The organism is Flagellatimonas centrodinii (assembly GCF_016918765.2).
GTDB lineage: Bacteria > Pseudomonadota > Gammaproteobacteria > Nevskiales > Nevskiaceae > Polycyclovorans > Polycyclovorans centrodinii.
On sequence record NZ_CP092104.1, the window covers coordinates 165,015 to 186,336 of the forward strand.

The following is a 21,322-nucleotide window of genomic DNA, read 5'->3' on the forward strand; positions in this document are numbered from 1 at the left end:
TTATGACCACATAAATTCTCGGTTGTTGCATTGCAGCATTATCAGCAGAATGCATCCCATCGAAGGCGCAGTAAAGCCGGATCGCCAGCCACAGTCACAACAACGAGCTGTTCGAAACGCCTCCAACGCCCTTCGAGCGTCACACCAGTCTCCTCCAGGTCCCGCACGGGATCTTTACTGGCCACCCTACCCTGGGTGGCCTTTTTTATGGTCGGCGCCCTGGACATGCAAGTCCAGTCGCAGGTACGGGTCACCGCGTCATGCGAGCCGATGCTCGCAACGGATGATTCTGGAACCGGGTGATTGGGTGGTCGGGGCGACAGGATTCGAACCTACGACCTCTTGCTCCCGAAGCAAGCGCTCTACCAAGCTGAGCTACGCCCCGACACTTCAGCCGCCGCGCACCTGATTGAACTGTGCCAGCGCCAGCATTGCGGACTTGTGGTCGGACTCGGGAAGCCCCCTCACCGCATCGGCTGCCTGACGACCGTAGCCGTCAGCGAGGGCGCGAGTGTACGGGATGGCCTGCGTGCTTTCAATCAATTTCAGTACGGCATCCAGCTGCCCGGCACCGCCGCTGGAAATCGCTTCACGTACCAGCGCACGCCCGACTTCGTCACTGTTGTCACGGGCGTGAATCAGCGGCAGGGTCGGCTTGCCTTCAGCCAGGTCGGTGCCCAGCGCCTTGCCGCTGACGGCCGCATCGGCGACGTAGTCGAGCACGTCGTCCACCAACTGGAACGCCATGCCAAGAAAGTGCCCATAACGCCCCATGGTGTCGACAACCTCCGGCGACGCCTCAGCCGCCAGTGCGCCGACCCGACAGGCGGCCTCGAACAATCGCGCGGTCTTCAATTCAATCACCCGCAGATAGCGGTCGACCTGGACGTCGGGATCACCACAGTTCATCAACTGCAGCACCTCGCCCTCGGCGATGGCGTTGGTGGCATCGGCCATGACCTGCATCACCGGCATCCGCCCCGCTTCCACCATCAACTGGAACGCGCGGGAGTAGAGAAAGTCACCCGACAGCACCGCCGCCTCGTTGCCCCACAGGGCGTTGGCGGTCTTGCGCCCGCGTCGCAGGTTCGAGTCGTCGACAACGTCATCGTGCAGCAGCGTTGCGGTGTGGATGAATTCGATGGTGGCCGCCAGCAGGGCGGGCCGGTCGCCCCGGACGCCGAGGGCTCCGGCGCTCAGCAACACCAGCGCCGGCCGCAACCGCTTGCCACCAGCCGACACGATATGGGCACCAATCTGGTCAATCAGTGCCACTTCCGAGGCGAGACGCTCGCGGATCAGCTCGTCGACGCGCTGCATGTCGGGCTGCACCGGCGCCAGTAGGGTCTTGAGGTCCATGGAACAGCCGCTGAAATGAGGGCCGGATGCTAGCAAATTGTGACCGCCCGGCGTCCGCCGTCCACCCTGCGGTTGCCGCTGTCACAGGTCACGGCTACCGTGTCGCCACGACCACCCGGTCGACCATACAGGGGACTTTCAATGATGGGCACGATTCTGACGTTCGCGTTTGTCGCGTTCGCGCTGGTGACGCTGTTCAAAGGGGTGGTCACGGTTCCCCAGAGCATGGAGTACACGGTCGAACGCTTCGGCAAGTACCGCGGCACCTTCACGCCCGGTCTGCACTGGCTGATTCCGTACGTGGACCGCATCGGCCACAAGGTGCCGATGATGGAGCAGGTGCTGGACGTGCCGAGCCAGGAGGTGATCACTATGGACAATGCCATGGTCGGCGTCGACGGTGTGGTGTTCTTCCAGGTGCTCGACGCCGCCAAGTCGGCCTACGAGGTCCACAATCTCGAGTACGCCATCCTCAACCTCACCATGACCAACCTGCGCACGGTGATGGGTTCGATGGACCTCGACGCGTTGTTGAGCAATCGAGACGCCATCAACACCCGCCTGCTGTCGGTGGTCGACGATGCCACCACGCCGTGGGGGGTGAAGGTCACCCGTATCGAGGTCAAGGACATCCGTCCGCCCACCGACCTGGTCAACGCCATGGCCCGGCAGATGAAGGCCGAGCGCGAGAAGCGCGCCAACATCCTTGATGCCGAGGGCTTCCGGGCCGCCGCCATTCTCAAGGCCGAGGGCGAGCGCCAGTCGCAGATCCTTGCGGCGGAAGCGGAGAAGCAGGAACAGATCCTCGAAGCGGAGGGTCGCAAGGAAGCCGCGTTCCGCGACGCCGAGGCGCGCGAGCGCGCCGCCGAAGCTGAAGCCAAGGCGACCCTGATGGTCAGTCAGGCCATCGCCAAGGGGGATCTCAATGCCATCAACTACTTCATTGCCACCAAGTATGTCGATGCCCTGACCACCATCGGCGCCGCACCCAACCAGAAGCTGGTGTTCATGCCGCTGGAGTCCGCCAGCGTGATCGGCGCCATCGGCGGCATCGCGGAGCTGGCGAAGTCGATGCATCCGACGGCCAAATCGGAGGCCTGAGATGGACATCCTGTTCTGGTACTGGTGGGTGGCCGGCCTGCTGCTGCTGGCACTGGAGGCTTTCTTCCCCGGCGCCGTGTTCCTGTGGATGGGGGTCTCGGCGCTGGTCACCGGCACCCTCGCCTGGGCAGCCCCGGGGTTGCCGGGCGAGTGGGCACTGGCGCTGTTCGGCGCGCTGTCGATCGCCAGCTTCTTTGCCTATCGGCGCTTCAAACCGGCCAGCCGGCCGACCGATCAGCCCCATCTCAATCGCCGCGGTGCGGCGTATGTCGGGCGAACGCTGACGCTGACCGAACCCATCGTCAACGGCCTGGCGCGGGTCCGCGTCGATGACAGCCAGTGGCGCATCAAGGGACCGGACCTGCCGTCCGGCACCCAGGTCACGGTGGTCGCCGTCGAAGGCGCGACGCTGGTGGTGCAGGCGCAACCGTGAAAACCGCGCTGGTGCTGCAGCACCTCGCTTTCGAGGACCTCGGTCTGCTGGGACCGGTGCTGACACGGCGCGGCTATCGCTCGCAGGTCTGCGAGATCGGCCGCGATGGCCTCACCGGCCTCGACGTGCAGCAACCCGACCTGATGATCGTGCTGGGCGGACCGGTGGGAGCGTACGAATCGGATCGCTACCCCTGGCTGGCGGCCGAGAAGGCCTGGATCCAGGCGCGCCTCGCCACCGGCCGCCCCTTGCTGGGCATCTGCCTCGGCGCACAGCTGATCGCCGAGGTCGCCGGCGGCCGGGTGTTTCCGGGCCATCGCAAGGAGATCGGCTGGTCACCGCTGCATCTGACGGCCGCCGGTTGCAACAGTCCGCTGGCCGCGCTCGGTGATCAACCGGTGCTCCACTGGCATGGCGATACCTACCTGCCGCCGTCCGAGGCCGTCCATCTGGCGCGCAGCGACGCCTTCGAACAGCAGGCGTTCCAGCTGGGCAGTAACGTGCTGGCGCTGCAGTTTCACCTTGAAGTACGCCCCGACCACATCGAACGTTGGTTGATCGGCCATGCCGCGGAGCTGGCGGCAACCGGTGCGGATCTGGAGGCCCTTCGCTACGGCGCAAGCACCGTCGGCGACGCCTTGGCACCGCTGGTCGAGGCCGTGTTTGCCGCCTGGTCGGCGGGCTGGACCTCGGGCTGAGCCGGTAAGGCCGCCGGGTCATAGGCCTGCACCAGATACAACGGACGCTGCTTGGTCTCGTCGAACATGCGCGCCAGATACTCGCCAATGACGCCGATGAACATCAGCTGCATCCCGCTGAAGAACAGCAAGGTCACCATGATCGTCGGATAGCCCGCCACAGCCTCGCCGAACATCATGGTCTTCAGAATGATCCACAACCCGAAGGCGAACGCGCCCAGCGCCACCAGGAAACCCAGATAGGTCGCCAGCTTGAGCGGTGCCGTCGAGAAGCTGGTGATGCCGTCGAGGGCGAAATTCCAGAGACGCCAGAAGCCAAAATGACTCGCGCCGGCAGCGCGCGGGTCACGCGCGTAGGTCACCTCGGTGCTGGGGTAGCCGATCCATGCGAACAATCCCTTCATGAACCGGTGCCGCTCCCGCAATTGCCGCAGCGCGACCACTGCACGCGCGCTCAACACCCGGAAGTCGCCGGTGTCCCGGGGCACTTCCACACGATGGCTGAGGCGGCCAATGACACGATAAAAGGCCGCCGCGCTGGCCCGCTTCAGCCATGATTCGCCGTGCCGGTGGGTGCGCCGGGCATAGACCATGTCATATCCACCGCGCGCGGTCTCCAGCAATCGGGGAATCAGCTCGGGCGGGTCCTGCAGGTCGGCGTCGATGATGACGGTCCAGCGCCCGCTGACATGATCGAGGCCGGCACTCATGGCCACCTCCTTGCCAAAGTTGCGGGACAGCAGCAACCGCCCGATACGGGGGTCGGTCGACGCAAGTGTCGCGAGCACGGCGGCGCTGGCGTCCCGACTGCCATCGTCGACAAACAACACCTCGGCTACCGTGTCGAGGTCGTCAAGCACCCGACACAGCCGCTGCCAGAACGGTCGCAGGGTTTCGGCCTCATTGAAGACCGGCACGATGATGCTGAGCTCAGGCGTGACCATGATCGCCAGGGGCAGGAAAAACCCAGTATCGCAAGCTCAGGTAGTTGACCACCAGTACCAGGCCGGTGGCGATCACTTGCGCCGGCAGATAGTGCCAGCCGACCCCGTGCACCAGTAGCGCCATGACCAGGGCATTGAGCAGGCAGCCCACGGCGAGCATCAGCACGAACCGGGGAACCCCCTCGCGATGCGGTCGGTGACTGTCGAACGTGAACCGGCGGTTGCAGGCATACCCGATCACGGCACCGGTGAGAAAACCGGCGATGGTGGCTGGCACGGCCTGCAGCGCCCCGCCCTCCACCAGCGCCGTGAGCACCAGATAGTGGGCCGCCGTGGCGGTGGCGCCGACCATCAGGAACCGTTTCAGCGAGCGCATTAGGGTCACCGGCGCACCCAGACCCCGACTGGCGCATCGCCGACGCGCCCCAGTTCGCGCCAACGATAGTGCGGCGACAACTGCGCCGACAACGCTTCACGGTGCCCGGCCAACTGCTGCGCCTCGCGCACACTCCAGACGATGTAACGCACGTCGTAGCCGAGCAGGTAGGTCGCAGGGTCAGGGTGGCGCGCCTCGAAGATCGCCCGCTGCGCATCGCGCCGCTGCCAGATCTCCGGCAACTGGCCACGCCAGGTCACCTCGTGCAGCGGCCAGCCCAGCCACAGGGGTTGTCCGGCAAAGGCGCTGTAGACGCCGCCATGGTCATAGGCGTCTTCCTTGAGACGTTCGAGCACGATGCCCTCGGGTGCCTGCCGCAGGAATTCAATGATGGCGCGGCCCCCAACCTCTCGCCGATAGATAGCCTCGGCATGTAGCTCACCGAAATCGGTGCGGCCCTCCGAGCGCCAGTAGCCGACGATGTCGGCGACGTAGGTCAAGGTCGATGCCAGCGCCAACATCGCCACCACCCGCACACTGCGGCGGCCGCTCGCCAGCACGGCGGGCGCAACCCCGAGCAGCGTCGCGGTCCAGATCCACCCCCACCATTTCATCGTGGTGTTGGTGCGCTCGTACTGCCCACCGGACAGGTCATCGACATACAACAGTTCGGACAAGCCCAGCGCCAGCACCAAGGCCAATGCCACCGGCCAGGCGACCGCGCGCAGCCGTGGCGGCACGGCGGGTGTCAGACCCAGCAGGATCAGCACCGGTGCATGCAACACCAGAAACGAAACCCACGGCGTGTGCTGTGCCGCCGACACCCATTGGAACCCAGTTTCCAGGCTGCGCTGCGAAAAGCCCGACAAAAACGGCAGCAGCAGGACCAGCATCGCCAAACCGCCCAGAACTGCGGCCCGCAACGACGGCCCGAGCGCCGCCTCGGCATGCCAACGCGGCAGCTGCCACAGTCCCCAGATCGCCACCAGCAGCAGGTGTAGCGGAAAGATCCAGGTGTTGACCGCCAGGGTCAGCGGTACGGTCGCGGCCAGCACCGCCAGCAAGCCCTGGCCGCGCGGGGATATCGGCTTCACCGCCTGCAACCCGACCATCAGCGCCAAGGCCAGCGCCAGCAACAGGAAGCCGCCCAGCGGCGGGTGGTAGTCGCCGACGTAGTACTGGTAGCCGAGATTTTCCAGCGGCAGGTCCTGCCGCTCGTGGCGGGGGGGCAGCGCACTGCCGAACACCGCCTTGCCGAGATCAGTATTGATGCGCTGGTCAAAGCCGCCGACAAAGCGCGCACTGGCCCACATGCGGTCATTGGCGGTGGCCACCGGCGTCCCTTCCCCGTTGTCGACCACCACTCGGGTCCAGGGGCTGGCGCCGGTACCGCCGATCATCAGCACCAGGAGCAGCAGGGCCGCCGGCCCCCAAGCGGTGCCCTGTCGACGGGTGGTTTCCCAGGCCAGCGCCAGGGTCAGGCCGGGCAGCAGTACGAACGCGAGGTTGTAGGTGAGTCCGCTCGGCAGGGCAAACAGTCGCCCCATCAGGGCGGCGGCATAGTGCTGCAACGCGTAATAGAAATCGAAGGCATAGGGCGGGAACCAGTGGTCTATCGGCGGTAGCCGCGTCCCGTCGAGATAGCTGGCAATGAAGTAGAGGTCGGTCACCCGCTCGGAAGTCGGATAAATACTGGGGAAATTGAGTTTCCACAGCAGCCCCCACGCCAGGGTCAACAACAGCGGCAGCGTCTGCCACCAGACGGCTGGCCGACGCAACCGTGAGCGCTCCCGCCAGATGAAGCCGGCCGCCAGCAGTGCCGTCAGCGCGCCGACACCCCGCAGGGGACCCAAACCGACGGCGTGTTCGAGCGCAAACATCAGCACGACCGCGCCGCAGACGCCGAGGGTCAAGGCCAGCGCCGGGGCTCCGGCCCAGCGCCGCAGCAACAGGCTGAGCGCGATGCCGTGCAGCGCCAACAGCACGACCAGCGTGCCCAGATACAAGACCGTCATCGGCAGAGGATCCCCGGATATGCGCGGTCGTCGTGCCGATCGACCGCGCGCGCAAAGTGCCAAGAGCTTCGCGGCTGTTCCCCCCGGCGTCAACGCCCCGGTCGGGGGGCTTGGGGATCACCCCCAACCGGTCTGCTTCGCGCTACACTTTCGGCGATGCACTTGCCGAATGCCCGTCGCATGTGGTTGCTCGCCCTGGTCCTGGTATTGGGCCAGTGGCTGACGGCTGCCCACAATCTGCAGCATGCCGCGATCGACGACGATGGCAACGAGCCGTTCTGTGCGCTGTGTCTCCACGCTCACAAGCTTGACCATGCCGCCGCCCCCACGGTAACAACGCTGACGGTCGCGACGGTGTGGCATGCGCCCGCGCCCCAGCGGCAGCCGGGGTCGAGCCTGGCGCCGCATGCAGTCCTCCCGCCCGCGTGCGGACCCCCTGACCATCCGATGTCATCGATAACCACCTGACCCTGTCGTGCCGCTGCGGCGGCACCGTCATCTGTTTTCGAGGATCGGTTCCATGTTTGCATTCCCCGCGCGACATTTCGCGCCGGTGGCACTCGCCGCCATCAGCTTTCCCTGGGCGACACTCGCCGCCCAACCCACCGCCACGCTGGACACCATCGTGGTCCATTCCAATCCACTCGGCGACAGCGCCGACGACCTGGTCCACCCGGTTGACGTGATCAGCGGTGACGCGCTGGACCAGCGCCGCAAGGGCACCCTCGGCGACCTGCTGGAGCATCGGCCGGGCCTGGCCAATGCCAGCTTCGGTCCCGGGGTTGGACGCCCGGTGATCCGGGGCCAGGGGGGGCCGCGCGTCCAGGTGCTCGAGAACGGCATCGGCGCCGTCGATGCTTCATCGGTCAGCGCTGACCATGCGGCGGCGGTCGACCCCCTGAATGCTGAACAGGTGGAGGTCATCAAGGGCCCGGCCACCCTGATCTACGGCGGCGGCGCATCAGCCGGTGTGGTCAATGTGGTCGACAACCGGCTGCCCGACGTCGTCATCCCCGGACTGCGCCTGCAGGGCGATCTGTCGAGGGGGGATAACGGTGATGAAGCCAACACCGCGCTGCGGCTGCGCTACGGTTACCAGGGCCTCCTGTTCGGGGCACGCTACGGGCTCCGCAACGCCGACGATTTCGACATTCCCGGCTATGCCACGCGGGCCGGGGCGGAGGATCTTCACGACCACGAAGGTCACGAGGGCCACGAAGACGAGGCGGCGCCTTTTGGCGTGCTCGAGAACAGCCGCTTGCGTACCGAGAGCCTGGGCGGCTCGCTGGCCTGGGTCGGCAGCCGCGGCATGGCCGGGATCGCCGTCACCCGGTTCGACAGCAACTATGGCATCGCGGGCCACAGCCACGCGCACGAAGAGGAGGGTGCCGAAGATCCCGGTGCCGAGGGCGATGGTGTCCGCATCGACATGGAGAAGACCCAGACTGACCTGCGGGGCATGCTGCTTGATCCGCTGCCCGGCTTCGACCGGCTGGAAGTCAAGGCCGGCATCACCGACTACCAACATCAGGAGGTCGAGCCCAACGGCGAGATCGGCACCACTTTCAACATCCAGGGGCTCGACAGCCGAGTGGAATTGGCCCATCGCCCGTTCGCCCACTGGGCGGGCGTCGTCGGCCTCCAGGTCGGCAACCGCGATTTCGAAGCGATTGGCGAAGAGGCCTTCGTGCCGCCGGTCGAGACCGACAGTCTTGGGCTGTTCTGGATCGAGGGCCGTCCGTTCGGCCGCCATCGGCTGGAACTGGGAGCGCGGGTCGATGACATCCGGCACCAGCCCGAGGATGCCAGCCTCGGTCGCCGGTCCTTCAATCCGCTCAGTCTATCGGCCGGCCTGCACTTGCGGTGGCGCGAACACCTGCACCTGCGACTCAACGGCCAGCGCGCCGATCGGGCACCGGCGCCGGAGGAGATCTACGCGTATGGCCCGCACCTTGCCACCCTCGCCTTCGAACGCGGCGATGCCGGTGCCGACATGGAAACCGCACACAATCTCGATCTCAGCCTGTCCCGCGACGACGGCCCGCTCACCTGGACCGTCGGCGTGTTTTACAACCGCATCTCCGACTATCTGTACCTGCAGGAGGTGGATGACGGGCTGAACGCTGACGGCAGCGGTGTCGGCAACACCGATGGCGTGGCTGACCGCGTCGACGAATCCGGTACTTTCGACCCTGACGGTGAGCTGCTGCTGCTCGACGTCACCCAGCGGGATGCCACGTTCTACGGCGCCGAGCTGTCGGCGCGACTGCAGGCGGTTCGCAGCGGCGGTTTGCAACTGGACCTGAGTGGCTTTGCCGACACCGTGCGTGGGCAACTCGAATCCGGCCGTGGGGACAACCTTCCACGCATCACCCCCGCCCGTGCTGGCGTTGCTGCAGATCTCCGCCACGGGCCGTGGTCCGGCCGGCTCACCTACACCCGGGTGTTCGAACAGAATCGCCTGGCGCCGTTGGAAACCAACACGCCGGGACATGACCTGGTCGGCGCGGACCTCGCTTACCGGTTGAAGCTTGGCGAAGCACGGGTGGTCACCCTGTACCTGCAGGGCCGCAACCTGCTCGACGAGAAACAGCGGCTCGCCACGTCCTTTATCAAGGACATCAGCCCGCAACCTGGTCGCTCGCTGTTTGCAGGCGTCCGCTTCGACTTTCGAACCCCGGACTGAGCACCGCACGCCGGTGCTGCAGTCCGAGCTGCACACCGTGACTGAAACGTTATAACACTTACTTCCATTTCTCATCATCATTGGAGCCCGACCATGTCGATCCATTCCTGTGTACACATTCTGTCCCGCATGCTGATCCCCGCTGCAGTGTTGGTCCTGACCGCCTGCAATGACGACGACGCGCTCCGCGACGCCCACGGAGACCACGATCACGAGGCGCCCTCATCGGGACGGCTGGTGATTGGCGATGCCAATGGCGCCGCGTCCCGTGCCCTGGTTCATGACCTCGACACCGGCACTACTGTCGCCAGCCTGCCGCTGCGCCACGCACCCACCGCGCTCTACGCCAGCCCTGGCGGCCGCTATGCGGTAGTGGTGCAAGCCGCCGACGGGCTGGTGAGCTTCGTCGACGGCGGCGTCTGGCTGCACGACGACCATGTCCACGCCGACACCCCGACTCTGCTCGCCTTCGAACGCAGTGGCACCAAACCCGCGCACTACCAGGTCCATGAGGATCAGGCCGCGCTGTTCTACGACGGCGAAGGCGACACCCCGGCCGGTTTCGACCTGCTCACCGACGCCAGCCTGGCGGTCTCGCAGATCGTCGCCCGTGCCACGCTGCCGGTGCCTGTTCATGGCGTCGCACAGCCCCGCGACGGGGCCGTGCTGGCGGTTGACTACTCGGCGGGAGAAGCGGCCGGCGGGGTTCCCCGCAGCGCCGTGAAGCACTATCAGTTGCACGGTGACCACTTCCACGACGAAGGGCGCTTCGCCACCCCCTGCGACAACCTGCACGGCAGCGCCGGCAACGAGGACTACACTGCCTTCGGCTGCACCGATGGCGTGCTGCTGATCCAGCAGGACGGCGAGACGTTCACTGACCGCAAGCTGTCGATCGGCCAGCGCATCACCCAGATGGCCGGCCACCATGCGGTCGAGGTGTTCGCCGGCTTCGCCAGTGACGGCACCCTCTACGTGATCGACCCGGCGACCGACACCGCGACACCGTTCGACTGGAACGGAGCGGCAGCGGATGTCGGCATTCGCCAGTACCGCTTTGATGCCCACGGCGAGCACCTGCTGATCCTCGACCGTACCGGCATGCTCCACGTACTGGAGGCCCATGGCGATCACTTCGACCGCAAGGCTGCCGTCCAGGTCCTCGCCGCCGACGACAGTGCCGCCCGCATCACCACCAGTGGCGCGGACGATCTGGCCTTCGTCACCGACCCGGCCGGAATGGCGGTGGTGGTGGTGGACCTGGCAACCGTCGACATCGTCGATCATGTCGACCTCGACTTCGCGCCGACCGGGATCACCTGGCTGGGGATTGCGCCGGATGCCGACCATGACCATGAACACGACCACGATCACTGACCGGCCATAAAAAAAACCGGGGCCCTTGCGGGCCCCGGCTTCGGGTACAGCGGAAGCAACAGGCTTAGAAGCCGCCCATGCCGCCCATGCCACCCATGTCGCCACCGCCCGGCATTGCCGGCTCGTCCTTCTTCGGCAACTCGGCCACCATGGCTTCGGTGGTGAGCAGCAACCCGGCCACCGACGCCGCGTTCTGCAGTGCCAGACGGGTCACCTTGGCGGGGTCGATGATGCCCATGTCGACCATGTCACCAAAGGTGTTGTTGCCGGCGTTGTAACCGAAGTTGCCCTTGCCCTCGGCCACCCGGTTGAGCACCACGGAGGGCTCTTCGCCACAGTTGCGCACGATCATGCGCAGCGGTTCCTGGATGGCGCGACGCAGGATGTTGACGCCGACCGTCTGGTCGTCGTTGGCACCCTTGAGCGTTTCCAGGGCCGTGGCAGCACGCACCAGCGCGACACCGCCGCCGGGGACGATGCCCTCTTCCACGGCTGCACGGGTAGCGTGCAGGGCGTCTTCGACGCGAGCTTTCTTTTCCTTCATTTCCACTTCGGTGGCGGCACCGACCTTGATCACCGCCACACCACCGGCCAGCTTGGCGACGCGCTCCTGCAGCTTTTCGCGGTCGTAGTCGCTGGTGGCTTCCTCGATCTGCGTGCGGATCTCCGACACGCGGGTCTCGATCGCCTTGGTTTCACCGGCGCCATCGATGATGGTGGTGTTTTCCTTGTTGATCTGGACCTTCTTGGCGGTGCCGAGATCGTCCATGGTGGCCTTTTCCAGCGACAGGCCGACTTCTTCGCTGATGACCGTGCCACCGGTGAGGATGGCGATGTCCTTCAGCATTTCCTTGCGGCGGTCACCAAAGCCCGGCGCCTTGACAGCGGCAACCTTGAGGATACCGCGCAGGTTGTTGACCACCAGGGTGGCCAGGGCTTCGCCCTCGACGTCTTCGGCGATGATCATCAGCGGCTTGCCCGACTTGGCAACGCCTTCCAGCACCGGCAGCAGCTCGCGGATGTTGGAGATCTTCTTTTCGCTGATGAGGATCAGCGGGCTTTCCAGCTCGACCTGCTGGCTCTGCGCGTTGTTGATGAAGTAGGGGCTGAGATAGCCACGGTCGAACTGCATGCCTTCGACCACATCCAGCTCGTTTTCGAGGCCGGAACCGTCTTCAACGGTGATCACGCCTTCCTTGCCCACCTTGTCCATCGCCTGGGCGATGATTTCGCCGATGGCTTCGTCGCTGTTGGCGGACACCGTGCCGACCTGGGCGATGGCCTTGCGGTCCTTGCAGGGCACGGCCAGCTTCTTGATTTCGGCGCTGACGGCTTCCACCGCCTTGTCGATACCGCGCTTGATGTCCATCGGGTCAACACCGGCGGTGACGCTCTTCTGGCCTTCGTTGAGGATGGCCTGGGCCAGCACGGTGGCGGTGGTGGTGCCATCACCGGCGGCGTCGGAGGTCTTGGAGGCGACTTCCTTCACCAGCTGGGCGCCCATGTTCTCGAACTTGTCCTTCAGTTCGATTTCCTTGGCAACCGAGACCCCGTCCTTGGTGACGGTGGGGGCGCCAAAGCTCTTGTCGAGAATGACATTGCGGCCCTTGGGACCGAGGGTGACCTTGACCGCGTTGGCGAGCACGTTGACACCGGCGACCATGCGGGCACGGGCGTCGTCACCAAACTTGACTTCTTTCGCTGACATTACTGAATTCCTCTAATGATTGGGGTGGAAGCGGATCAGGCGAACACGGCCATGATGTCGTCTTCGCGCAGGACCACGAGGTCCTCGCCGTCGACCTTCACTTCGGTGCCGGAGTACTTGCCGATCAACACCTTGTCGCCCGCCTTGACGTCGACCGCATGGGTCTTGCCGTCATCGGTGCGCTTGCCGGGGCCGACGGCCACGACTTCCGCCTTGAGGGGCTTTTCAGCGGCGGAGTCCGGAATCAGGATACCGCCGGCGGACTTCTTCTCTTCTTCCAGACGCTTCACGATCACGCGGTCGTGCAACGGACGCAGTTTCATCAGATATTCTCCCGATAGGACAAGGACTTGGTTAGGCTCCAGCACGAGCGCTCCGCGACATTTTCGGGCCGCTTGTTAGCACTCGCAGTGTGAGGCTGCTAATTGTTGAGGGCAGTGGCCCCGCTTTCAAGGGGGCGGCCGTGAATTTTTGATGGCGCCCCTGCCGGCTGTCGCCACGGCCAACCGGTTCACCAGAACCCGGGCGTATCCTTACTCCCACGTCAGGCCCTGTCGACAGGGCCGCCCGATCACCTTTTCAGGAGCGTTTCATGGCACAGGCCCGCAAAGTCGCCATTCTCGGTGGCGCCCGCATCCCCTTCGCCCGGTCCAACACCGCGTACGCCACCCAATCGAATCAGGTCATGCTGACGGCGGCGCTGAAAGGCGTGGTCGACAAGTTCCAGCTGCATGGCGAGCGCATCGGTGAAGTCGCTGCCGGCGCCGTGCTCAAGCACTCGCGGGACTTCAACCTCACCCGCGAATCGGTGCTGTCATCCGGCCTGGCGCCGGAAACGTCGGCCTTCGACGTGCAGCAGGCCTGCGGCACCGGGCTGGAGGCGGCCATCAATATCGGCAACAAGATCGCCCTCGGGCAGATCGACTCCGGTATTGCCGGCGGCGTCGACACCACTTCCGACGCCCCCATCGCCGTCAACGACCGGCTGCGCAAGATCCTGCTGGAAGCCAACCGCGCCAAAACCACCGGACAACGGCTGGCGGCGCTGGCCAAGTTCCGGCCGTCGATGCTGGCACCGGCGATCCCCACCAACGGCGAACCGCGTACCCGCAAGAGCATGGGCCAACACTGCGAACTGATGGCCCAGGAGTGGAACATCAGCCGCGAGGACCAGGATCAACTGGCCTATGAGAGTCACCAGAAGGCTGCGAATGCCTACGCCGCCGGCTTCTATGGCGACCTCATCGTGCCGTTCGCTGGGCTTGAACGTGACAACAACCTGCGCGAAAGCCTGAGCCTGGAGAAACTGGCCTCCCTGGGTCTGGCCTTCGACAAGAAGTCCGGCAAGGGCACCCTGTCAGCCGGCAACTCGACCCCCCTGACCGACGGCGCCTCCGCCGTCATGCTGGCCAGCGACGACTGGGCCAAGGCACACGGCTTCAAGGTGCAGGCCTATCTCACCCATGCCGAGACCGCCGCCGTCGATTTTGTCAGCGGCAAGGAAGGCCTGTTGATGGCCCCCGCCTACGCCGTGCCGCGGATGCTGGCGCGCGCCGGCATCAAACTGCAGGACTTCGACTTCTACGAGATCCACGAAGCCTTCGCCGCCCAGGTGCTGTGCACCCTCAAGGCCTGGGAAGACCCGCGCTTCTGCAAGGACCGGCTCGGCCTCGACAAGCCGTTGGGCAAGATCGACCGCAGCAAGATGAATGTCCGCGGCGGCTCGCTGGCGCTCGGGCACCCCTTCGGCGCCACCGGCGGCCGCATCATCGCCTCGCTGGCGAAGATCATTGACGAGGCCGGTGGTGGCCGCGGGCTGATCTCGATCTGCGCCGCCGGCGGTGTCGGCGTGACCGCCATCGTCGAGAAGTAGCACGTCGCAGCGGTAAGCCCAGCCCCGGCCTCGTGCCGGGGCTTCGGTGTATGGGGAATGGGTCCCCGCGGCGGGTCGCAGGTAAACTCCCGCTCTCCCTCCTCCGGATTCCCCCATGTCCCGAACGCTCGGCGTGTTGATGGACCCGATCGCGGCGATCAAGCCCTACAAGGACACCACCCTGCACCTGCTGCTGGCCGCCCAGGCGCGCGGCTGGCGCCTGCGCTACTACGAGATGGGCGATCTGTGGGTTCGCGATGGCATCGCGCTCGGCCGCGGCCGAGCGCTGGAAGTCCGGGACGACCGCCAGGACTGGTTCACACTGGGTGCGCCAGACGTGGCACCGCTGGGCGACCTCGACGCCCTGCTGATGCGCAAGGACCCACCGTTCGATCTCGACTACATCGCCGCCACCTACACGCTGGAACTGGCCGAAGCGCAGGGCTGTCGCGTGGTGAATCGCCCGGCGGCGCTGCGCGATTGCAACGAGAAATTCTTCATCACGCGTTTTCCGCAGTGTTGCGCGCCGACCCTGATCGCCCGCGATCCGACGACCTTGCGGGCGTTCCATGCCGAGCACGGCGATGTCATCTTCAAACCGCTGGACGGCATGGGCGGCAGCGGCATCTTCCGGGTCGGACCGGATGGCCTCAACCTCGGCGCCGTCATCGAAGCCTTGACCGACGGCCGTCACCTGATCATGGCGCAACAGTACCTGCCGGCCATTCGTGATGGCGACAAGCGGATCCTGATGGTTGACGGCGAACCGGTGCCGTACTGTCTGGCACGGGTGCCAATGCAGGGCGAAACCCGGGGCAACCTGGCGGCTGGCGGCAGTGGTCGACCGCAGCCCCTGAGTGAGCGGGACCGCTGGATCGCGGCACAGGTCGGGCCCGAGCTCAAGGCTCGCGGCCTGATTTTCGTCGGTCTCGACGTGATCGGCGACTGGCTCACCGAGATCAACGTCACCTCGCCGACCTGCGCTCGCGAGATTGACGCCGCTCACGACCTGGATATCGGCGGTCGGCTGATGACCGTGTTGGAACGGCAGTCGGCCGGCCCCTTGCCCTGATGGATCCCCGACTCAAGCAATTCGGCCGTCGTGCGCTGACCGGCCTGCTGATGGTGGCGTTGTTCGTCTGGTTGGCACAGCGCAACGACGACGATGGCCGGGTGATCACGCGCGACCTGCTGGGGCTTGGCACGCTGATCACCGTAAGCCTCTGGGTGCCCCCCGAGCAGACCGATGCCGATGCCCAGGCGGCACTCGACGCCCTGGCGCCGTGGCTGCAGACATTCGAGCGGCGTTGGAGCGTGCTCGGCGACGGCGCGCTGGCCACCGTCAATGCCCGGCTCGCTGAGGGTGTCGCCGCCGCACTACCCGCCGAACTGCAGCCCCTGATCCGTCGCGCCGCCGACATCGGCAGCCGCAGCGACGGCCGATTCGACGCCCGTATCGGCGCGCTGGTCAAGCTCTGGCAGTTCCAGGACCAGACCGACTTCCGCAACGCCCCCCCAAACGAGACGGCCCTGCGCCCGGCGCTGGCCGCGCTGAGCGCCGCGCCGCCGCTGGCGGCAGCAGATGTCTGGGGCCCGGCACCCGGCGTGCAACTGGATTTCGGCGGCATTGCCAAGGGCGCCGCCGCCGCCGAGATCGCGGCACGCCTGAAGGCCGCCGGCTACCCCAATCTCATCGTCAACATCGGCGGTAACGTGCAGGCGGCCGGTCGCAAGGGCTCGCAGCCCTGGCGAATCGGCATCCGCCACCCACGTCCTGCCGCCGACAGCCAGCAGATGCTGGCCCTGCTGCCCACCGACGGCGACGAAGCCATCATCACCAGCGGCGACTACGAGCGCTACTTCATTCACGCGGGGACCCGCTACCACCACCTGCTGGATCCGCGCAGCGGGCAGCCGGCACGTGGTCTGCAGTCGGTCACGGTGGTCACCGACGATCCCGTTCTCGGTGATGCCGCCAGCACTGCCCTGTTCGTCGCCGGAACGGATTGGCCGTCGGTGGCGACCGCGCTCGAACTCGACCAGGTGTTGGTGGTCCGCGATGACGGACGGCTGCAGGCCACGGCACGCCTGGCCGAGCGTCTGCTGCTGCCCGACGGCCTCACGCTGGAACGGCTGCCGTGACGGTTGCCGACCGGGTGCTGCTGGTCCTGCTGTGCGGCGGCCTGGGCACACTCTACGCCGCACTGTGGCAACCGCCGATCGCGGCGCAGGAAGCGGAAATCCGTGTGCGCGGCGAAACGGTGCGTATCGTTGCCCTCGACACGCCGCAACGCATCCGTATCGAGGGGGCCGAGGGCACCAGCGTGCTCGACGTCGCGGACCATCGCATCCGCTTTGTCGACGGCCCGTGCCGCAACCGCATCTGTATCCATACCGGGTGGCTGTCGCATACCGGGGACGGCACCGCCTGCATCCCCAACCGGGTCTCCCTGAGCCTGCTCGGAGGCGAAGGCGTCGATGCCGTCAGCTTCTGAAGGATTCAGCCGCGAGGACCGTCTGATTGCCGGTTTTGCCGGCATCGCCATCCTCATCCACCTGCTGGAGGCCGGCATCCCGTCCCCGGTGCCGGGCATCAAGCCGGGCCTGGCCAATGTGGTGACCCTCATCGTGCTGGTACGCCACGGGCTGGGCCCGGCGATCTGGGTCAACGGTCTGCGCGTACTGGTGGGCAGCCTGCTGGTCGGCAGCTTCCTCGCGCCCGGCTTCTGGCTGTCGCTGTCCGGCGCCGCCGCCAGCCTTGCCGTTCTGGCATTCGGCACCGCCTGGAACCGCCTCCTGCCGGGTGCAGCGCTATCGGTCATGGGCCTGTCGTTGGCGTCGGCCGTGGCCCACGTCGGGGGACAATTCATGATCGCCTGGGCCTGGTTCGTACCACACCCGGGGCTGGTGCACCTGCTGCCGCCGCTACTGACGGCGGCGCTGGCGCTGGGTGCGGTGACCGGCTGGCTGACCGGCCGTCTGCTGGCGCGCCTGCCGCCCCGGCCTGCGGCGGGCCCGGTACACTGCCCCCATGAGTGATTTCTTCAAGAACCAGTTCCTCATCGCCATGCCCGGCATGGAAGACGAACAGTTCGCCAACACGGTGTCCCTGTTGTGCGAGCACAACGATCATGGCGCCATCGGCCTGGTCATCAATCGCCCGCTGGAGCTCACGCTCAGCGACATGATGAAACAGATGGACCTTGATCGCGGCGACCTTGACGAGGAGGTCACCGTCTACTGGGGCGGTCCGGTGCAGCCGGAGCGCGGGTTCGTGATTCACCGGGCACCCGGCGAGTGGGAGTCCTGCCTGGCGTTGGAAGACGACCTCTTCATCACCACCTCCCGTGACATCCTGCGTGCCATCGGCGAAGGCCAGGGCCCGCGCGACTACGTGGTGGTGCTCGGCTACGCCGGCTGGGACGAGGGTCAATTGGAGGAAGAGGTCATGCGCAACGCCTGGCTGAACACCCCGGTCAACAGCGAGATCATCTTCCACCTGCCGGCGCGGGAGCGCTGGCAGGCCGCCACCCGCCTGCTGGGGGTGGACGTGACGCAACTGACGTCGACCGCCGGTCACGCCTGAGCCGGTCCCGGGCGCATGGCGGTGATGGCGTTTGACGTCGGCGAAAAACGGGTTGGTATCGCCGTCGGCGAAGCGCTCACCGGACGCGCCAGCGTACTGCCGACGCTTCCCCCCGATGACTGGATCGCGCTCAGTCGAACCTGGCGTGACTGGGCCCCCACCGCTGCCGTGGTGGGGTGGCCGCTCACTGAAGAGGGCGCCCTGCAGCCGGCGACCGAACGGGCGCTGCGCTTTGCCCGTGCCCTGCACGGCCGCTTCGGCTGTCCGGTCTATGCCTGCGACGAACGGTTCAGTTCGCGCGCCGCCGACGATCGCCTGCGTGAAGACCGTGCCAGCGGCCGCCTCGGCCGGCGGGTCCGCAAAAGCGACCGCGATGCCGAGTCGGCCCGCGTCATTCTCGAACAGTGGTTTTCGCAGGGCGGCGCGGCCGGCACGCTGCGACTGATGCCGCCGGCTTCCGGCACCGCGAATTTGGGTGATAATGCCGCCCCATGACGGCATCGCTCCAGCTCGACGATCAAGGCCGACTGCGCCACTTCCTGACCCTCGAGGGGCTGCCGGCGCCGTTGCTGACCGCACTGCTCGACCGCGCCGATGCCTTCGTCGACGAGCAGGGGACCGACAAGAAGCACGACAGCCTGCTCGGCCGCACCGTCATCAACCTGTTCTTCGAACCGTCGACGCGCACCCGAACCACCTTCGAGCTGGCGGCCAAACGGCTGTCGGCAGACGTCCTCAACCTGCAGGTGGCGGCGTCATCCGCGACCAAGGGCGAGACGCTGCTCGACACCCTCAAGACCCTCGAAGCCATGCAGGCGGACATGTTCGTGGTGCGTCACGATGCCTCCGGCGCCGCGCACTTCTTTGCACGGCATGCAGCGCCCGGAGTGGCCATTCTCAACGCTGGCGATGGTCGCCATGCCCACCCGACTCAAGGGCTGCTGGATTTGCTCACCATCCGCCGCCACAAGGGTCGGGTCAATGGACTCAAGGTCTGTATCGTCGGCGATATCCTGCACTCGCGGGTGGCCCGCTCGGACATCCACGGCCTGCGCACGCTGGGAGCCGCCGAGATTCGGGTGGTGGCTCCGCCAACGCTGATGCCGTCAGGCATTGAGCAGATGGGCGTTCGCATCTTCCACCAGGTCGATCCGGCGCTGGAGGGTGCCGATGTGGTCATCCTGCTGCGCTTGCAGAAGGAACGGATGTTGGGGGCCTTCCTGCCCAGCCTCGGAGAATTTCACCGCGACTACGGTCTCAACGCCCGCCGCATGGCGCTGTTGCAGCCCGATGCCATCGTCATGCATCCGGGGCCGATCAACCGGGGCGTCGAAATCGATGGTGACATCGCCTACGGCCCGCAGTCGGTGATCCTCGATCAGGTGCGGAACGGGATTGCCGCGCGCATGGCCGTCATGGACCTGATTCTCGGAGGGCGGCGATGAGCATCCTGATCCGCAATGCCCGCTTGCTCGACCCGGCGCGGGGGCTGGATGTGCGCGGTCATCTCGGCCTGCGCAATCGCTGCATCACCCACTTCGGCGATGCCGAGCCGGTCGAACCCTATGACGAGGTGCTGGAGGCGGACGGCCAGTGGATCGTGCCCGGCGCGGTTGACCTCTGTGCCCGCTTCCGCGAGCCGGGGGACACTGGCAAGGCGGACTTCGCCAGCGAGACGCGCGCTGCGTTCGCCGGTGGTATCACCCGTTTTGCGCTCCCCCCGGATACCCGCCCGCCGCTGGATACCCCGGCGATGGTGGTGCGGGTGCTGCGCATTTCGAAAGCGGTGCGCAGCCCCTGGGTAGCGCCCCTCGGCGCCCTGACCCGTGAACTCGCCGGCAACGCCCTGGCGGAGATGAGTGCGCTCAAGGCTGCGGGCTGTGTTGGCCTGTCCAACGCCCTGCGTCCGCTGCAGGATCCACTGCTGGCCCGACGTGCCCTTGAATACGCGCACGGCCTGGGGCTGACCATCCATGTGTTTCCGCAAGACCCTGCCCTCGCCGGCCCCGGCTGCGCGCACGAGGGCCCGGTGGCGACACGGCTCGGTCTGGCCGCCATCCCGGTAGCGGCGGAGGTCGCAGCGCTGCGGTTCTGGATCTCGCTGGTGGAGGACACCGGTGCCCGGGTGCATTTCGGTCGGCTGTCGACCGCCCGCGGCGTCGAACTGGTGGAGACCGCGCGAGACCGCGGCCTGCCGATCACCGCTGATGTTGCCGCCCACCAGCTATTTCTCACCGAGGACCTGATCGACGGCTTCAACGCCCTCGGCCACGTGGTGCCACCGCTGCGGGATGCCGTCGATCGCGACGCCCTGCGCGGCGCAGTCGGTCGCGGCGCCATCGATGCCGTCTGCTCCGACCATCAACCGCATGAGGCCGATGCCAAGATCAACCCGTTTCCGCTGACGGAGCCGGGCCTGTCAACCCTCGAAACCCTGTGGCCGCTGGTGTTGCAGCTGGTCGATGACGGTGTGCTCTCACCGTTGGCCGCTGTCGATCGCATCACCGCCGCACCGGCTCGGATTCTTGGGCTGCCGGCGCCGACACTGGAGGCGGGCGCTGCGGCCGATGTGGTCATGATCGACCCCGATGCCGACTGGACCCTGCAAGCCGCCAAGCTTCTCAGCCGTGGGCGCCATACGCCCTTCGAAGGCTGGCGCTTTCGTCACAAGGTCAGCGCCTGCTGGCACGACGGCGTCCGCCGCGCCTGAACTGCCGACCGCGCGGGGGCCGTGGTATATAGTCTGACGGCGGTCAAAAGCCGCACCGATCTCACTCCAACGCACGAGGGAAGCCGCATGGCGCGCATCATGGTGGTGGACGACTCGCCCACCGACGTGGCAAACCTGAGAAACATGCTGAGCAAGGCCGGACATACGGTGCTCGAAGCCGGCGGTGCCGAGGAGGCGATCGAACGAATCCGTGCGGAAATGCCGGATTGCGTGGTCATGGACGTGGTGATGCCCGGCGTCAACGGCTTCCAGGCCACCCGCACGCTGTCCAAGGATCCGGCAACCGCCAATATTCCCATTGTCGTGGTGAGCGCCAAGAGCCAGGAAACCGACCGAGTCTGGGCCCTGCGTCAGGGTGCCCGCGAGTATCTGGTCAAACCGGTCAAGGAAGCCGACCTCCTGAGCCGCATCAACACTGTGCTGAACGGCTGATTC

At 66.3% G+C, this 21,322-nt stretch carries 22 protein-coding genes and 1 tRNA gene; 16 read left to right on the forward strand and 7 right to left on the reverse strand.

The genetic code is table 11. The annotated features are described in order from the left end of the window. Nucleotides 1-308: 308 nt before the first annotated feature. Nucleotides 309-385: transfer RNA gene (locus tag JN531_RS00755), tRNA-Pro, on the reverse strand. A 5-nt stretch (nucleotides 386-390) separates the two neighbouring features. Further along, entirely contained in the window at nucleotides 391-1,359 is a 969-nt protein-coding gene (locus tag JN531_RS00760; protein WP_228346943.1) for a polyprenyl synthetase family protein, read from the reverse strand. Between the two features lie 144 nt (nucleotides 1,360-1,503). Here JN531_RS00760 and JN531_RS00765 point away from each other — a divergent pair, with 144 nt between their 5' ends. Genes JN531_RS00765 through JN531_RS00775 form a run of 3 tightly spaced genes read left to right on the forward strand, consistent with a single transcriptional unit; the run spans nucleotide 1,504 to nucleotide 3,591 of the window. Continuing rightward, nucleotides 1,504-2,460, forward strand: coding sequence for an SPFH domain-containing protein (locus tag JN531_RS00765; RefSeq protein ID WP_436233322.1), 957 nt, complete (start codon nucleotides 1,504-1,506; stop codon nucleotides 2,458-2,460). A 1-nt stretch (nucleotide 2,461) separates the two neighbouring features. Then, nucleotides 2,462-2,893 carry an NfeD family protein gene (locus JN531_RS00770; protein ID WP_228346945.1) on the forward strand — a complete coding sequence of 144 codons (432 nt, stop codon included), beginning with the start codon at nucleotides 2,462-2,464 and terminating at the stop codon, nucleotides 2,891-2,893. Next, the gene (locus tag JN531_RS00775) at nucleotides 2,890-3,591 is read left to right on the forward strand and encodes a glutamine amidotransferase (protein WP_228346946.1); all 702 of its coding nucleotides are present in this window, start codon (nucleotides 2,890-2,892) and stop codon (nucleotides 3,589-3,591) included. Before JN531_RS00770 ends, JN531_RS00775 begins: the two co-directional genes overlap by 4 nt. On the opposite strand, the gene JN531_RS00780 is transcribed toward JN531_RS00775, so the two are convergent. Genes JN531_RS00780 through JN531_RS00790 form a run of 3 tightly spaced genes read right to left on the reverse strand, consistent with a single transcriptional unit; the run spans nucleotide 3,504 to nucleotide 6,926 of the window. Next, nucleotides 3,504-4,535 carry a glycosyltransferase family 2 protein gene (locus JN531_RS00780; RefSeq protein ID WP_228346947.1) on the reverse strand — a complete coding sequence of 344 codons (1,032 nt, stop codon included), beginning with the start codon at nucleotides 4,533-4,535 and terminating at the stop codon, nucleotides 3,504-3,506. The two genes, JN531_RS00775 and JN531_RS00780, sit on opposite strands and share 88 nt — an antisense overlap. Beyond that, a complete protein-coding gene (locus tag JN531_RS00785) occupies nucleotides 4,522-4,911 on the reverse strand; it encodes a GtrA family protein (protein WP_228346948.1) in 390 nt (129 codons plus the stop codon). The genes JN531_RS00780 and JN531_RS00785 overlap by 14 nt, the downstream gene beginning before the upstream one ends. A gap of 5 nt (nucleotides 4,912-4,916) precedes the next feature. Continuing rightward, complete coding sequence (locus tag JN531_RS00790; protein ID WP_228346949.1) at nucleotides 4,917-6,926, reverse strand: DUF2298 domain-containing protein; 2,010 nt, start codon at nucleotides 6,924-6,926, stop codon at nucleotides 4,917-4,919. Between the two features lie 180 nt (nucleotides 6,927-7,106). Here JN531_RS00790 and JN531_RS00795 point away from each other — a divergent pair, with 180 nt between their 5' ends. The 3 genes from JN531_RS00795 (at nucleotide 7,107) to JN531_RS00805 (ending at nucleotide 10,989) form a co-directional block, all read left to right on the forward strand. After that, complete coding sequence (locus JN531_RS00795; RefSeq protein WP_228346950.1) at nucleotides 7,107-7,394, forward strand: hypothetical protein; 288 nt, start codon at nucleotides 7,107-7,109, stop codon at nucleotides 7,392-7,394. 52 nt (nucleotides 7,395-7,446) lie between these two features. Beyond that, nucleotides 7,447-9,612 (forward strand): TonB-dependent receptor, encoded by a 2,166-nt coding sequence (locus JN531_RS00800; protein WP_228346951.1) that lies wholly within the window; start codon nucleotides 7,447-7,449, stop codon nucleotides 9,610-9,612. A gap of 93 nt (nucleotides 9,613-9,705) precedes the next feature. After that, a complete protein-coding gene (locus JN531_RS00805) occupies nucleotides 9,706-10,989 on the forward strand; it encodes a hypothetical protein (protein ID WP_228346952.1) in 1,284 nt (427 codons plus the stop codon). Between the two features lie 64 nt (nucleotides 10,990-11,053). Here JN531_RS00805 and groL read toward each other — a convergent pair whose 3' ends face one another. Next, nucleotides 11,054-12,697, reverse strand: a complete 1,644-nt coding sequence (gene groL, locus JN531_RS00810) for a chaperonin GroEL (protein ID WP_228346953.1) — start codon at nucleotides 12,695-12,697, stop codon at nucleotides 11,054-11,056. A gap of 35 nt (nucleotides 12,698-12,732) precedes the next feature. Continuing rightward, nucleotides 12,733-13,020 (reverse strand): co-chaperone GroES, encoded by a 288-nt coding sequence (locus JN531_RS00815; RefSeq protein ID WP_228346954.1) that lies wholly within the window; start codon nucleotides 13,018-13,020, stop codon nucleotides 12,733-12,735. A 269-nt stretch (nucleotides 13,021-13,289) separates the two neighbouring features. On the opposite strand from JN531_RS00815, the gene JN531_RS00820 reads away from it, so the two are divergent. From JN531_RS00820 to JN531_RS00865, 10 genes are all read left to right on the forward strand, one after another. Beyond that, entirely contained in the window at nucleotides 13,290-14,570 is a 1,281-nt protein-coding gene (locus tag JN531_RS00820) for an acetyl-CoA C-acetyltransferase (protein WP_228346955.1), read from the forward strand. Nucleotides 14,571-14,685: 115 nt separating this feature from the next. Next, nucleotides 14,686-15,642 carry a glutathione synthase gene (gene gshB, locus JN531_RS00825; RefSeq protein ID WP_228346956.1) on the forward strand — a complete coding sequence of 319 codons (957 nt, stop codon included), beginning with the start codon at nucleotides 14,686-14,688 and terminating at the stop codon, nucleotides 15,640-15,642. Then, nucleotides 15,642-16,712, forward strand: a complete 1,071-nt coding sequence (locus tag JN531_RS00830) for an FAD:protein FMN transferase (RefSeq protein WP_228346957.1) — start codon at nucleotides 15,642-15,644, stop codon at nucleotides 16,710-16,712. The genes gshB and JN531_RS00830 overlap by 1 nt, the downstream gene beginning before the upstream one ends. Further along, nucleotides 16,709-17,065: a NusG domain II-containing protein gene (locus tag JN531_RS00835; RefSeq protein WP_228346958.1), complete on the forward strand. Its 357-nt coding sequence runs from the start codon at nucleotides 16,709-16,711 to the stop codon at nucleotides 17,063-17,065. Before JN531_RS00830 ends, JN531_RS00835 begins: the two co-directional genes overlap by 4 nt. Next, on the forward strand, nucleotides 17,049-17,609 hold the full coding sequence (locus JN531_RS00840) for a Gx transporter family protein (RefSeq protein ID WP_228346959.1): 561 nt from the start codon (nucleotides 17,049-17,051) through the stop codon (nucleotides 17,607-17,609). The genes JN531_RS00835 and JN531_RS00840 overlap by 17 nt, the downstream gene beginning before the upstream one ends. Beyond that, entirely contained in the window at nucleotides 17,602-18,156 is a 555-nt protein-coding gene (locus JN531_RS00845) for a YqgE/AlgH family protein (RefSeq protein ID WP_228346960.1), read from the forward strand. Before JN531_RS00840 ends, JN531_RS00845 begins: the two co-directional genes overlap by 8 nt. Before the next feature lie 15 nt (nucleotides 18,157-18,171). Continuing rightward, complete coding sequence (gene ruvX / locus JN531_RS00850; RefSeq protein WP_228346961.1) at nucleotides 18,172-18,651, forward strand: Holliday junction resolvase RuvX; 480 nt, start codon at nucleotides 18,172-18,174, stop codon at nucleotides 18,649-18,651. Beyond that, on the forward strand, nucleotides 18,648-19,601 hold the full coding sequence (locus tag JN531_RS00855) for an aspartate carbamoyltransferase catalytic subunit (protein ID WP_228346962.1): 954 nt from the start codon (nucleotides 18,648-18,650) through the stop codon (nucleotides 19,599-19,601). The genes ruvX and JN531_RS00855 overlap by 4 nt, the downstream gene beginning before the upstream one ends. After that, complete coding sequence (locus JN531_RS00860; RefSeq protein WP_228346963.1) at nucleotides 19,598-20,866, forward strand: dihydroorotase; 1,269 nt, start codon at nucleotides 19,598-19,600, stop codon at nucleotides 20,864-20,866. The genes JN531_RS00855 and JN531_RS00860 overlap by 4 nt, the downstream gene beginning before the upstream one ends. Nucleotides 20,867-20,953: 87 nt before the next feature. After that, nucleotides 20,954-21,319, forward strand: coding sequence for a response regulator (locus JN531_RS00865; RefSeq protein ID WP_228346964.1), 366 nt, complete (start codon nucleotides 20,954-20,956; stop codon nucleotides 21,317-21,319). The last annotated feature ends 3 nt before the right edge of the window (nucleotides 21,320-21,322 follow it).